This window comes from Salmonella sp. SSDFZ54 (assembly GCF_004010735.1).
In the GTDB taxonomy this organism is placed as follows: domain Bacteria; phylum Pseudomonadota; class Gammaproteobacteria; order Enterobacterales; family Enterobacteriaceae; genus Salmonella; species Salmonella enterica.
The window spans coordinates 3,112,845-3,127,628 of the sequence record NZ_CP034819.1; the positions used below are offsets into that span (position 1 = coordinate 3,112,845).

Genomic DNA, 14,784 nt, shown 5'->3' on the forward strand with positions numbered 1-14,784 from the left:
ATTCCCATCATTATGCTTGCTGATCATGCGAATCAATGCGGTTCTCACGCTTTAATGCCATCCTGCGAACCACCACGTAAAATACAGGCGTCAATAACAGGCCGAAGAGCGTGACGCCCAACATGCCGGCAAACACGGCGATACCCATCGCATGTCGCATTTCCGCGCCGGCACCCGTCGCGAGTACCAGCGGTACTACGCCTGCGATAAAGGCGAATGAGGTCATCAGGATAGGACGCAGACGCAGGCGGGACGCTTCCAGCACGGCGGTCAGCGGGTCTGCGCCGTCGTGTTCTTTGGCGCGGGCAAACTCGACAATCAAAATGGCGTTCTTGGCCGCCAGGCCGACCAGTACCACGAAACCAATCTGCGTAAAGATATTGTTATCTCCGCCAGATACCCACACGCCGACAATGGCTGAGAGTAATGACATAGGCGCAATAAGCAGGACGGCAAAGGGCAGCGACCAACTGTTGTACTGTGCCGCCAGGATCAGGAAGGCCAACAGCACTGCCAGCGCAAAGATAGCAAGCGCGGAGTTGCCGGCCTGTTTTTCCTGATAAACCAGATCGGTCCATTCGAAGACCATCCCTTCCGGCAACGTTTCACGCACGATCTTTTCAATCGCGTCCGTCGCCTGTCCGGAGGAGAAGCCCGGAGCCGGTCCACCGCTAATATCTACCGAGGGGAAGCCGTTGTAATGGATGATTCTGTCCGGCCCCGACTGGCGCATAATCGTGACGAAAGCGCTAAGCGGGATCATCTCGCCCTTCGCATTGCGGACTTTAAGCAGGCCGATATCCTCTTGTTGCATACGGAATGGCGCATCGGCCTGCGCCATCACCCGCCAGGTACGGCCAAATCGGTTGAAATCGTTGACGTAAAGCGAGCCGAGGTTAATTTGCAACGTTTCAAAGATGTCGGTGAGCGATACCCCCATTGATTTCGCCTTTACCCGGTCGATATCCACCTGTAATTGCGGGGCGTTCGTCTGGAAACTGGCCAGCATATTGGCCAGTTCGGGCGTCTGCATCGCCTTAGACATAATCTCGCTTTGCACCTTTGTCATCGCTTCAAACCCCAGTTCCGCACGATCTTCAATCTGCAATTTAAAGCCGCCCGTCGCGCCAAGCCCTGGAACCGGCGGCGGCGGGAAGATGCCAATAAACCCGTCGGGAATGTGGCTAAATTTGTGCATTAGCTTTCCGGCGATAGCGTTAGCGGAAAGCGAAGGATCTTCACGCTCGTCAAAGGGTTTCAGCATGGCGAACATCAGCGCCGAATTTGGCACATTTACCGGGCCGTTAACCGACAGACCGGGGAAGACGACGACGCTTTCAACGCCGGGTTCCGCCAGCGCGATAGCGGACATCTGTTTTACGACCGCCTCTGTGCGATCCAACGATGCGCCGCTTGGGAGCTGGGCGATGCCGACGAGATAGTATTTATCCTGCGCAGGCACAAACCCGTTCGGCACCTGATGGAAGCCAAGCCAGGTCAGCCCCACAAAGCCAGCATAGAGCACCATCACAATGACGCTGCCGCGCACGGCCCGACGGACGGCGCTAACATAGCGGTTCGACGCGCTGTCGAAGAAACGGTTAAAGCGATGGAAAAAACCGCCAGTGACCGTGCCCATCAACCGCGTTAGCCAGTCAGCCTTCGCAGTATCGTGGTGCGGTCTTAGCAAAATGGCGGCCAGCGCAGGGGAGAGCGTCAGCGAGTTAATGGCCGAAAGGATGGTCGAAATAGCGATGGTCAACGCGAACTGACGATAAAACTCACCCTGCAGGCCCGCCAGGAATGCGGAAGGGATAAAGACCGCCGTTAGCACCGAGGTAATAGAAAGAATGGGACCAGTGACTTCATCCATCGCCTTCTTTGCCGCCTCTCTGGGACTTTTGCCCTGCGAGATATGCCGTTCCACGTTTTCGACCACAACGATGGCGTCATCGACAACGATACCTATCGACAGGACCAAACCAAACAGCGAAAGCGTATTCAGCGAAAAGCCAAACAGGTGCATCAAGGCAAAGGTGCCGACCAGCGAAACGGGAACCGCCACCAGAGGAATAATGGACGCCCGCCAGGTTTGCAGGAACAGCACCACGACAAGGACGACCAGCACGAGGGCTTCCAGCAACGTAATCGCCACCGATTGTAGCGATGCGCGCACGAAGACCGTAGGATCATAGGCAATCCGGTATTCGATATCCTGCGGGAAGTTTTGCTGCAACTCATCCATTTTGCCGCGAATCGCGTTAGAAACGTCAATCGCATTGGCGCCCGGACTTTGAATAATCTGTAACGCTGGCGCCGCTTCGCCATTCAGTAAACTGCGCAGCGTATAGGCATCTGCGCCCAGCGTGACGCGGGCGACATCACGCAGACGCGTCACCTCGCCGTCAGCGCCGATTTTTACCACAATCTCGCCGAACTGTTCTTCGCTGGTCAGGCGGCCCAGCGTGTTTACCGTCATCTGAAAAGCGGCGGAGGCCTCCGGCTGCTGCCCGACGGAACCGGCGGCGACCTGTACGTTTTGTTCCCGCAACGCCGTAACGATATCACTGGCGGTAAGACCGCGGTTGGCGATTTTCGCCGGGTCCAGCCAGACGCGCATGGCGTACTCGCCCGCGCCCCAGACGAGAACATCGCCGACGCCGGGTAAACGGGCCAGTTCGTCGCGAACCTGCCGGATGGCGAAGTTAGACAGGTAAAGCGAGTCATAGCGTTTTTGCGGCGAGACAAGATGGACCACCATCAACATATCGGGTGACGTTTTCTCCGTTACAACGCCAATTCGCTGGACTTCTTCGGGCAGGCGGGGCAGCGCGCGGGATACCCGGTTTTGCACCTGAATTTGCGCCATATCAGGATCGGTTCCCTGTTCGAAGGCGATAGAGATAACCATGCGACCATCAATGGCCATCTGGGTATTCATATACAACATGCCGTCAACGCCGTTGATCACCTGTTCCAGCGGCGCGGCTACCGTATCGGCAATCACTTGCGGGTTAGCGCCGGGGTAGCTGGCGCTAACCTGTACCGTGGGCGGCGTAACGGCCGGATATTCACTCAGCGGCAGTTTTAAAAAGGCGATAGCGCCAGCCAGCAGCATTAACAGCGACAGGACGATGGCGAAGATGGGCCGTGCGATGAAAAAGTGGGTGAATTTCATTGGCGCACCGCCTTCGACGCACTGTCGCCGTCCGCTTTAGTCAATGTCGCGGTCTGTTTGTCGGTCACATTCTGCCGCATCGGCACCAGACGCGGCGCAACGGTCATGCCAGGACGCACCAGCCCCTTGAGGATGATTTTTTCTCCCGGCTGTACTCCCTGTGTAACGACGCGGAGTCCATCGACCATTTGTCCCAGCTCAACCGGACGATACTCCACCTGATTCTCCTTGCCGACGATCAGCACATAGTTTTTGCCCTGATCGGCGCTCACCGCCAGATCGTCAATCAGCACGGTTTCCCGCGGCTCGCCGATGGGCAAACTGATTCGGGCAAACAGGCCGGGAGAAAGCATTCCGTCGGGGTCAGGAATCACGGCGCGCGCCCGGATAGTGCCGGTGCTGCGGTTCATCTGATTGCCCATAAAGTCGAGTACGCCCTGGTAAGGCAGCCCGTTATCGGTGGTTAACCCCATGTTGACTACCGGTGGATTTTTGTCGGAGCGGGTATGTCGTAACGCCTTCAGCCAGGTGGCTTCGTCAATATCGAAATACACATACATGGGATTGTGAGACACGATAGTCGTCAGAAGCGTGGCGTTACCCGCTACGCCGCCGCTGACCAGATTGCCCCGGGTCACCAGTATGCGGTCAACGCGTCCGGCAATGGGCGCGGTAATACGGGTCCAGGAGAGTTCAAGGCGCGCTGCGGCGACGGCGGCTTTGGCCGATTGCATCTGCGCCTGTCGCGCATTACGCGTGGCGGTGACATCGTCAGCGTTTTTACGTGATACGGCGCCGCTGGCGACCAGTCGTTGAATGCGATCGAAATCCGCCTGCGCCTGGCGGGCCAGTACTTCAGCCTGACGTAATTGCGCGACGGCGGTGTCGAGGGCGACCTCGAACGGGCGCGGATCGATCTGGAACAGCAGTTGTCCGCGGCTTACCAGACGTCCTTCCGGAACGCTGACGGCGTCAAGGGTTCCTCCCACGCGCGAACGCAGCTCCACGGTCTCCGGCGCGGCCAGAAAACCGGTGAATTCCGCCGTAGGCGCGAGTGTACGGCTAAGGGCTTTAGCAACCGGTACCGACGGTGGAGGCGGCGCGCTGGCCGGGGGGCCGACGGCGTTGTCTTTATCCCATAGTGCTTCGCCGGCCATGTAAATCACGCCCCCGATGGCGGCGATGACGCTGGCTATCAACATAATTTTGAATGTTCTACGCATGTCGTTTCCCTCTTTACCGCAGCGTGTCGGCCATTCCGCAACGCTGCCGCAGAATTTTTGGCAAAGGCTAGGCGTTACAACGAAGGAAAGGTCAAGCGTTCCTGGCGGGTTTTTACGGGACGTAGGTCGGCATCGTGGCGTAAATGTCTCGCATCATCCTCTTTTATGAGCCATCTCACATTCTCGCCGAACCGTGCAGCCTGAATACGCTTGACCTTCCCACAATGGCAAGCTTTAGGCTTTCTGATACCGAATAGTCAGGATGGGGAAGTCGTCATGAGTCAGTCAGAAAATCGTCACGACACGATAAGCTTGCTTATTGAAGGTATGACCTGCGCGTCGTGTGTCGCTCGCGTTGAAAAAGGTATTAAGGCTGTGCCTGGCGTAACGGACGCTACGGTGAATCTGGCGACGGAGCGCGCCACCGTCCGCGGGACGGCGTCGGCGGAGGCGGTGATCGCGGCGATTGAAAAAACGGGGTATGAGGCGCGACCGGTAGAGACGGCGGGGCAGGGCGAAGACGACTCTGAAGAGAAAAAAGAGGCCGAGCGCGTCAGGCTGAAGCGCGATCTGATTCTCGCCAGCGTGCTGGCGCTCCCCGTTTTTGTGCTCGAAATGGGCTCGCACCTTATTCCTGGTATGCACGAGTGGGTGATAAAAACGATTGGCCTGCAACAAAGCTGGTACTGGCAATTTGCACTGACCCTGTTGGTGCTGACGATCCCCGGTCGCCGTTTTTACCTTAAAGGGTTCCCGGCGCTGGCGCGTCTGGCGCCGGACATGAACTCGCTGGTCGCCGTAGGAACCGCAGCGGCATTCGGCTACTCGCTGGTGGCGACCTTTACGCCAGACCTGTTGCCTGAAGGGACGGTAAACGTCTATTACGAGGCCGCCGCAGTGATTGTCGCGCTTATTCTGCTGGGGCGCTTTCTGGAGGCAAGGGCGAAGGGGCGGACTTCCGAAGCGATTAAACGTCTGGTGGGGCTACAGGCGCGGGTCGCGCATGTGTTACGCGAGGGCCGCATCGTGGATATCCCTGTCGACGAGGTTGTGCTGGGCGACTGTGTGGAGGTTCGGCCAGGCGAGCGGATCCCGGTTGACGGCGAAGTGACCGAAGGCCGCAGCTTCGTTGACGAGTCGATGATTACCGGCGAACCGATACCGGTAGAGAAATCCGCAGGAAGCGCGGTGGTGGGCGGTACCGTAAACCAAAAAGGCGCGCTCACGCTGCGGGCGACCGCCGTCGGCGGACAGACCATGCTGGCGCAAATCATTCGTCTGGTGGAACAGGCGCAGGGTTCAAAACTGCCGATTCAGGCCGTCGTGGATAAAGTGACGCTGTGGTTTGTCCCGATGGTAATGCTTATTGCTGCGCTGACCTTTGTGGTATGGCTGGCGTTTGGGCCGTCGCCAGCGCTGACTTTCGCTCTGATCAATGGCGTTGCGGTGCTGATTATCGCCTGTCCTTGCGCGATGGGCCTGGCGACGCCGACCTCCATTATGGTGGGAACCGGTCGTGGGGCGGAAATGGGCGTGCTGTTCCGTAAGGGGGAGGCGTTACAGCTACTCAAAGACGCTAAGGTGGTGGCCGTAGACAAAACCGGGACGCTTACCGAAGGCCGCCCGGTACTGACCGATCTCGACGTGGCCAGCGGCTTTGAGCGCCGTGAGGTGCTGGCGAAAGTCGCGGCGGTAGAATCGCGTTCAGAGCATCCGATTGCCCGTGCGATTGTCGTGTCGGCAGAAGAGGAAGGGATCGCGCTACCAGGCATGAGCGGCTTCGAATCGGTGACCGGGATGGGCGTATACGCTACCGTTGACGGTACGCGTGTTGACGTGGGGGCCGATCGCTATATGCGCGAAATTGGCGTGGATATTAGCGGCTTCGCCACCACCGCCGAACGGTTAGGACAGGAAGGGAAATCGCCGCTCTATGCGGCTATTGACGGTCAACTGGCAGCGATTATCGCCGTGGCCGATCCGATCAAACCCAGTACGCCCGCCGCAATTAACGCTTTACATCAGCTCGGCATTAAGGTCGCCATGATCACTGGCGATAATGCCCGCACGGCACAGGCTATCGCCAGACAGTTAGGGATTGATGACGTGGTCGCCGAGGTATTGCCAGAAGGGAAAGTCGAGGCGATACGGCGCCTGAAAGCGGCGTATGGGCAGGTGGCGTTTGTCGGCGATGGCATCAACGATGCGCCAGCGCTGGCGGAGTCCGACGTGGGGCTGGCGATTGGCACCGGCACCGATGTGGCGGTGGAATCCGCCGACGTAGTACTAATGTCCGGCAACCTGCAAGGCGTGCCGAATGCTATCGCGCTGTCTAAAGCGACCATCCGCAATATCCACCAGAATCTGTTCTGGGCCTTTGCTTACAATACGGCGCTGATTCCTGTCGCGGCAGGCGCGCTATTTCCGGTCTGGGGCATATTATTGTCCCCGGTATTCGCCGCAGGGGCGATGGCGATGTCGAGCGTGTTCGTGCTGGGCAACGCTTTGCGGCTGCGCCGTTTCCGGGCGCCGATGGCAACCCCATCCGACACATCCACGACATGAGGAGGAGCGTCATGAACATCGGTAAAGCAGCTAAAGCATCGAAAGTCTCGGCCAAAATGATTCGCTACTATGAACAGATTGGTCTGATTCCCGCGGCAAGTCGGACGGATTCCGGCTATCGGGCCTATACCCAGGCTGATGTTAATCAATTGCATTTTATACGCCGCGCGCGCGACCTCGGCTTTTCAGTTGCTGAAATCAGCGACTTACTGAATCTTTGGAATAACCAGTCGCGGCAAAGCGCTGACGTCAAACGCCTGGCGCAGACGCACATTGATGAACTGGACAGACGTATCCAGAACATGCAGCACATGGCGCAAACCCTCAAAGCGCTGATTCACTGCTGCGCCGGCGACGCGCTGCCAGATTGCCCCATTCTGCATACGCTTGGACAACCTGACGATAGCGAGCCGGAGGCGCGTACCGGAGCGGTATTGCGCCGTCCTCGTCGCCACGGACTGGCAAAGCGTCTGTAAGTCCTGAGATTACGCTTGACCTTCCAACACTGGCAAGGCCCAGACTGGCAACAGTTCCCACACAAAAGGAGTTCACTATGCAGTTCCATATTGATGACATGACCTGCGGCGGCTGCGCCAGTACGGTAAAAAAGACGATTCTGACTCTCGATGCTAATGCGACGGTGAGAACTGACCCGGCGACGCGTCTGGTTGACGTTGAAACGTCGCTATCCGCGGAGCAGATTGCCGCCGCCCTGCAAAAGGCCGGTTTCCCGCCGCGCGAGAGGTAATCGTCAATGGCGATCGGTCTGGCGACAGGCCGGTCGCGATACGCTAGCCACGCTTCGCTTTCCTTTGCATGAGATAATCCCCATAAAAAGTGTGACAAATCATGTGTCAGTAAGCCTTGTTAATAATATGTAATGATTTGTCTATTTTTGCTAACATTTTACCTGCTATATACAAAAAGATAACAAATAAGTAGCGCAACGCTACCTTGTTACGTCGCTTTGACGACGGGAGCGCTCCAGCGTTTCGCCCGCTTCAAAGCTTGATGTTATTTTTTGATGCAGGACACTACCTATGTACACCCCCCTGAACTGGACGACGACACAACGACATGTGGCGTTTGCCAGCTTTACCAGTTGGATGCTGGATGCGTTTGATTTCTTTATCCTTGTCTTTGTACTTAGCGATCTCGCCGAATGGTTTCACGCTTCCGTATCGGACGTTTCCATTGCGATTATGCTGACCCTGGCGGTACGTCCCATTGGCGCGCTGCTATTTGGCCGAATGGCGGAAAAATACGGACGTCGACCGATACTGATGCTCAATATTCTGTTCTTTACGGTGTTTGAGCTGCTTTCCGCCTGGTCGCCCACCTTCATGGCATTTCTGATTTTTCGGGTCATGTACGGCGTGGCGATGGGCGGGATATGGGGCGTCGCGTCATCACTGGCGATGGAAACCATTCCCGATCGTTCGCGTGGCCTGATGTCGGGCATTTTTCAGGCGGGCTATCCCTGCGGCTATCTGTTCGCCTCGGTTATTTTTGGCCTCTTCTACAGTATGGTAGGCTGGCGCGGTATGTTCCTGATTGGCGCCCTGCCTGTTGTCTTGCTGCCTTATATCTGGTTTAAAGTGCCGGAATCCCCCGTCTGGCTGGCGGCCAGAGCGCGTAAAGAGAATACCGCGCTGCTTCCTGTTCTGCGCAAACAGTGGAAGTTGTGTCTGTATCTGGTGCTGGTCATGGCGTTCTTTAACTTTTTCAGTCACGGTACGCAGGATCTCTATCCTACCTTCCTGAAGATGCAGCATGGTTTTGATCCGCATCTGATCAGTATCATTGCAATTTTTTATAACATTGCCGCCATGCTCGGCGGTATTTTCTACGGTACGCTATCGGAACGTATTGGGCGTAAAAAAGCGATCATGATCGCCGCCTTTCTTGCGCTTCCGGTACTCCCGCTATGGGCATTTTCCAGCGGATCATTCACGATTGGCCTGGGCGCGTTCCTGATGCAGTTTATGGTGCAGGGCGCCTGGGGAGTCGTGCCGACCTGGCTAAACGAGCTGGTTCCGGCGAATGCGCGCGCCGTGCTGCCAGGGTTTGTTTACCAACTCGGTAATTTACTGGCGTCGGTTAATGCGACGTTACAGGCCCGCATCGCGGAAACGCATGGTGGAAATTACGGGTTGGCAATGGCGATCGTGGCTGGCGCGGTGGCTATTTTAATCTGTGTATTTGTGGCATTTGGTCGCGAGACCCGGGGAGTCGTCATCTCCGGTACAGATAGCGACGCCCTCCCGGAGTCGGTCATCAGTCATCGCACGTAAACACTACGCTCCTGGCGCATACTGTCGCCGGGAGCACGCCTTCCTCCCGTGGTTTTCACGCCCTTTCAACGAACAACAAAGGTTAATGATGGCATCTGCCGTTCGTGACCATTACAATCATCGCTTACTTTTTTCTTTATAAGAAATTGATTGCTGCACCTTAAAATTATCAACGGAGCGAAGATATCATGTTGAAAGATAACCAAAAACACAACGAGTCTGTTGCCCCGAATAGCGCCTTTCTGTCTGAGTTACAACGTGCATTACCGGAATTTTTTACCGCCGATCGCTATAACGAGCAGGGCGAGCTGATCGCGAAAGGCGGATTTGATCTCGCCAGATTTGAGCGCGCGTTGAAAGCGCGTAATATTGATGAGCTGACGAGCGGTTATCAGATTGATTTTATTGGCAAAGATTACGCAAAAAAACAGGCGGGTGAAAAATCCGTTACCGTTATCGTCCCTGACGTGGAACACAATACTCTGGCAGAAAATAAAAACAGCCATAATCTTTTTCTGACCGGAGATAATCTGGATGTGTTACGCCATCTGCAAAATAATTACGCCGATACCGTCGATATGATCTATATCGATCCCCCTTATAACACCGGGTCGGACGGGTTTGTCTATCCCGATCATTTTGAATATAGCGATCGGGCGTTGCAGGATATGTTTGGTCTTAATGATACTGAACTGGCACGTTTAAAATCCATTCAGGGTAAATCGACGCACTCCGCGTGGTTATCTTTCATGTATCCGCGTCTTTTCCTGGCCAGGAAGCTCCTGAAAGATACCGGGTTTATTTTTATCTCTATCGACGATAATGAGTACGCCAATCTTAAATTAATGATGGATGAGATTTTTGGCGAAGGCGGATTTGTCACCAATGTGATGTGGAAGCGCAAAAAAGAGATTTCTAACGACTCTGATAACGTTTCCATCCAGGGGGAATACATTCTTGTTTACGCCAAAACCGGTCAGGGCGCTTTACGTTTAGAACCGCTTTCTAAAGAGTATATTCAGAAATCCTATAAAGAACCGACCGAACAGTTTCCAGAAGGGAAATGGCGCCCGGTGCCGTTAACGGTGTCAAAAGGGCTGAGCGGCGGCGGCTATACCTATAAAATTACCACGCCGAACGGTACGGTACACGAAAGACTATGGGCTTATCCTGAAGCCAGTTACCAAAAACTGGTGGCCGATAATCTGGTCTATTTTGGCAAAGATAACGGCGGTATTCCCCAGCGAGTCATGTACGCGCATCACAGTAAAGGGCAACCAACGACCAATTACTGGGATAACGTAGCGTCGAATAAAGAGGGGAAAAAGGAGATTCTGGATCTCTTCGGCGACAACGTTTTTGATACGCCGAAACCGACCGCATTATTGAAGAAAATCATCAAGCTCGCTATCGATAAAGACGGCGTCGTTCTGGACTTTTTTGCCGGTTCCGGTACTACGGCCCATGCGGTAATGGCGCTGAATGAAGAAGATGGGGGGCAGCGCACGTTTATTCTGTGTACTATCGATCAGGCATTAAGCAATAACACTATCGCGAAAAAAGCAGGTTATAACACTATTGATGAAATCAGCCGCGAGCGAATTACACGCGTTGCGGCGAAGATCCGCGCCAACAATCCCGCGACCAATAGCGATCTCGGTTTTAAACATTATCGTTTTGCCACTCCGACACAGCAGACGCTGGACGATCTGGATAGCTTCGATATTGCTACCGGCCATTTTATCAATACCAGCGGTCAACTGGCCGCTTTCACCGAGTCAGGATTTACCGACATGATCAATCCTTTTTCCGCCAGAGGATTGGGCGTGCCGGGCGGCGCAAGCGGCGAAGAGACCTTATTAACGACATGGCTGGTCGCCGATGGTTATAAAATGGATATTGACGTACAGGCCGTTGATTTTTCCGGCTATTGCGCCAGGTATGTTGATAATACGCGCCTGTATCTGATTGATGAACGATGGGGAACAGAGCAGACCCGCGATCTTCTCAACCACATTGGTACGCACCAGCTTCCGGTTCAGACTATTGTCATTTACGGCTACTCTTTCGACCTTGAATCCATTCGTGAACTGGAAATCGGCTTAAAACAGCTTGATCAAAAAGTGAACCTGGTGAAGCGTTATTAAGAGGGGATGATGATGAATATTTTACTGGAAGAACTTCCCCATCAGGAACAGGCGTTAGCGGCGATTCTGGCGAGTTTCACCGGTATCGATCACGCGCAGGCCGATCATAATCACTATGCTAATCCGCTGATTAAGGAACGTTACGACGATAAGGCCAATATTGACGTTAAAATGGAGACCGGGACGGGCAAAACCTATGTCTATACCCGGTTGATGTATGAACTGCATCAGAAGTATGGCCTCTTCAAATTTGTGCTGGTGGTGCCGACGCCAGCCATTAAAGAAGGCGCGCGGAACTTTATCACCAGCGATTACGCCAGACAGCATTTTTCACAGTTCTACGAAAATACGCGGATGGAACTTTGCACCATTAACGCCGGTGATTTTAAAGTAAAGTCGGGGCGTAAAAATTTTCCGGCCCAGCTATTAAGTTTTACTGATGCCAGCCGTCGTGATAGCCATACGATTCAGGTTTTGCTGATCAATGCGCAAATGCTCAATTCCGCCAGTATGACGCGAGACGATTACGATCAAACGCTACTGGGCGGGCTGACGTCGCCTGTTAAAGGGCTGCAAATGACGCGACCGGTGGTCATTATTGATGAACCGCATCGTTTTGCGCGAGATAACAAATTTTATCGAGCGATTCAGGCTATTCAGCCGCAAATGATCGTCCGCTTTGGCGCTACCTTCCCGGATATTGTCGAAGGTAAGGGTAAAAATAAATGTGTACGTAAAGATTACTATCGCCGGCAACCGCAGTTTGATCTCAACGCGGTGGACAGTTTTAACGATGGTTTGGTGAAAGGTATTGATATTTATTACCCGAATCTCCCCGAAGAACAGGCCAACAATCGTTATATCGTTGACAGCGTCACGGCAAAGAAATTAATCCTCCGACGGGGGAGCAAAATTGCCGAGGTTGGCGTGGGCGAAAATCTCGCCGATGTCGATGCAGGATTTGAAGGCAGTATCGAATATGCCGGCAGTAAAATGTTGTCGAACGATCTGGAGCTGGAGGCAGGGATGGCGCTGGTGCCAGGAACCTTTGGCGCGAGCTACCAGGAACTGATTATTCAGGACGCCATTGATAAGCATTTTGATACCGAGCAGGCAAATTTCTTACGCAGCAATGAGCCAGAAAATAATGCCCCGCGTATTAAGACCTTAAGCCTTTTCTTTATTGACAGTATTAAAAGCTATCGTGATGACGAAGGCTGGTTGAAAGTCACTTTTGAGCGTTTGCTGAAAAAGAAACTGACGCAACTGATTGACGATTATCAGCGCAAGACCCTGCCGCGAGAAGTGGAGTATCTGTCGTTTCTGCAGGCCACGCTCGCCAGCCTGCACTCGGATAACCAAAACGTCCACGCTGGTTACTTTGGCGAAGACCGTGGAAGCGGCGATGAGGCGATCCAGGCTGAGGTAGATGATATTCTGAAAAATAAAGAGAAGTTGCTCAGTTTTTCAGACCATCACGGCAACTGGGAAACGCGCCGCTTTCTGTTTTCAAAATGGACGCTTCGCGAAGGCTGGGATAACCCGAATGTTTTTGTCATTGCTAAATTACGTTCTTCCGGTAGCGAGTCGAGCAAAATTCAGGAAGTGGGGCGCGGCCTGCGGCTACCGGTAGATGAAAACGGCCATCGCGTTCATCAGGAAGAGTGGCCGTCCCGACTGTCGTTTCTGATTGGTTATGATGAAAAAGCGTTTGCCAGTATGCTGGTTGATGAGATTAATCGCGACAGCAAAGTTCAGCTTAACGAGCAGAAACTGGATGAGGCGATGATCACTCTCATCGTCACCGAGCGGCAAAAAGTCGATCCTGCGTTTACGGAGCTTCGTTTGCTGGAAGATCTGGATGATAAAAAACTGATCAACCGGAGTAATGAGTTTAAACCCAGCGTCACGCTTAACGGGGAAACCAAAAGTGGTTTTGCGTGGCTACTGGAGTTCTACCCTGAGCTGACGCAGGCGCGGGTGCGAGCGGATCGCATTCGTGACAATAAGCCCGCCTCCCGACTGCGAGTCAGGTTACGCAAAGAGAATTGGGAACAACTTAGCAGTATCTGGGAGCAGTTTTCCCGCCGTTATATGCTGCAATTCGAGCGTAGCGGCGCTTCTCTGGAACAGATTGCCGCCGAGGTGCTGCGCGATCCGGCGCTGTATATACGCCAGAAGCCAAGCCAGGTGCAACAACGGCTGGTATCGAATGAAGATAATGGCCGTTTTGAAGTGGCGCAGCGGGAAGGCGAATTAGCCGCCAGCGAATTTATGGCGGGCATGAAATATGGCCATTTTCTTAAGCAACTGGCATTACGCACCAGTCTGCCGGTTAACGTCCTGCATCCGGTGTTAATGGCGATGCTGCGTGATGTTTTGCACGGAGATTCACGCTATTTAAGCGAGATCTCGTTGGACAATATGACCCGCGCATTACAGACGCGGATTAATGCGCATTTTGCGCAGCGCCACGATTATCTGCCTCTCGATTTTCAGGCTTCAACGTCGGTATTTGATTCCACGGCACGGCAGTTCAGAGAGGAGATTAGCGCTGAAATTGTGGGGAAAAATGTGGATGAGAATGCGATAGACGATCCTCGTTCTCTCTATCAAATACCGCCGTTGCGTTATGACAGCGTCGATCCAGAATTGCCGCTATTAAAATACGATTATCCGCAACAGGTTTCTGTGTTTGGCAAACTGCCTAAGCGGGCCATTCAGATCCCCAAATATACGGGGGGCTCTACTACGCCGGATTTTGTGTACCGTATTGAGCGTCAGGACGCCGACAGCGTTTATTTACTGGTTGAAACTAAAGCAGAAAATATGCGCGTAGGCGATCAGGTTATTCTTGATGCGCAACGTAAATTCTTCGATATGCTGCGTCGGCAAAATATCAATGTCGAGTTTGCGGAAGCGACCAGCGCGCCGGCGGTATTTTCTACGATCAATGGCTTGATTGAGGGGAAGGCAAACTAACGGGTTTGAATGGACCTTAACGGTTATCTTTTTGATAGACCATATAAAATGGCCGCCGCGCAGCGAGCGTTGCGGTCATTCTCCCTGTACTAATCCCCCGTCCCGTAAACCGCGTTGACTTGAAGGTTATCGTTTTACGTCTATTCTTAACTTTCAGCTAAGCGTATTTTGCTGAAATTGCAAATAGTCTTGAAGACGCTGTTTTTTTGTTTTGCCGTTATTTTTATAACGGCCAGGTAGATATTGCCAAGTGAATGTAACTAAGGGAGACATGTTATGCTAAATAGATACTACCGTTTCGCTGTCGAAAAAGACGACCCCTCCGAAGCGCCAGAGTCGGGCGATAAGCCTGACAGCCAGCCGCAAAAAAAATCGTAATTTATCTGGATATTCCC

9 protein-coding genes are annotated in these 14,784 nt (G+C 53.7%); 7 read left to right on the top strand and 2 right to left on the bottom strand.

What is annotated here, in order from left to right; translation table 11 throughout:
* Positions 1–10: 10 nt before the first annotated feature.
* Positions 11–3,178 (bottom strand): multidrug efflux RND transporter permease subunit MdsB, encoded by a 3,168-nt coding sequence (gene mdsB, locus EOS97_RS15395; RefSeq protein ID WP_000673159.1) that lies wholly within the window; start codon positions 3,176–3,178, stop codon positions 11–13.
* A complete protein-coding gene (gene mdsA / locus EOS97_RS15400) occupies positions 3,175–4,401 on the bottom strand; it encodes a multidrug efflux RND transporter periplasmic adaptor subunit MdsA (RefSeq protein ID WP_001254865.1) in 1,227 nt (408 codons plus the stop codon). Before mdsA ends, mdsB begins: the two co-directional genes overlap by 4 nt.
* Before the next feature lie 276 nt (positions 4,402–4,677).
* Here mdsA and golT point away from each other — a divergent pair, with 276 nt between their 5' ends.
* The 7 genes from golT (at position 4,678) to ssaA (ending at position 14,767) form a co-directional block, all read left to right on the top strand.
* The gene (gene golT, locus EOS97_RS15405) at positions 4,678–6,966 is read left to right on the top strand and encodes a gold/copper-translocating P-type ATPase GolT (protein ID WP_000083312.1); all 2,289 of its coding nucleotides are present in this window, start codon (positions 4,678–4,680) and stop codon (positions 6,964–6,966) included.
* Positions 6,967–6,977: 11 nt separating this feature from the next.
* Positions 6,978–7,442 (top strand): Au(I) sensor transcriptional regulator GolS, encoded by a 465-nt coding sequence (gene golS / locus EOS97_RS15410; protein WP_001020583.1) that lies wholly within the window; start codon positions 6,978–6,980, stop codon positions 7,440–7,442.
* A 77-nt stretch (positions 7,443–7,519) separates the two neighbouring features.
* A complete protein-coding gene (gene golB / locus EOS97_RS15415; RefSeq protein WP_001159470.1) occupies positions 7,520–7,714 on the top strand; it encodes a gold resistance metallochaperone GolB in 195 nt (64 codons plus the stop codon).
* A 292-nt stretch (positions 7,715–8,006) separates the two neighbouring features.
* Positions 8,007–9,260, top strand: a complete 1,254-nt coding sequence (locus EOS97_RS15420; RefSeq protein ID WP_000288505.1) for an MFS transporter — start codon at positions 8,007–8,009, stop codon at positions 9,258–9,260.
* 188 nt (positions 9,261–9,448) lie between these two features.
* The gene (locus EOS97_RS15425; protein WP_000910369.1) at positions 9,449–11,407 is read left to right on the top strand and encodes a site-specific DNA-methyltransferase; all 1,959 of its coding nucleotides are present in this window, start codon (positions 9,449–9,451) and stop codon (positions 11,405–11,407) included.
* 9 nt (positions 11,408–11,416) lie between these two features.
* Positions 11,417–14,389 carry a type III restriction-modification system endonuclease gene (locus EOS97_RS15430; RefSeq protein WP_001651666.1) on the top strand — a complete coding sequence of 991 codons (2,973 nt, stop codon included), beginning with the start codon at positions 11,417–11,419 and terminating at the stop codon, positions 14,387–14,389.
* Between the two features lie 276 nt (positions 14,390–14,665).
* Positions 14,666–14,767 (top strand): small effector SsaA, encoded by a 102-nt coding sequence (gene ssaA / locus EOS97_RS15435; RefSeq protein ID WP_000934834.1) that lies wholly within the window; start codon positions 14,666–14,668, stop codon positions 14,765–14,767.
* The last annotated feature ends 17 nt before the right edge of the window (positions 14,768–14,784 follow it).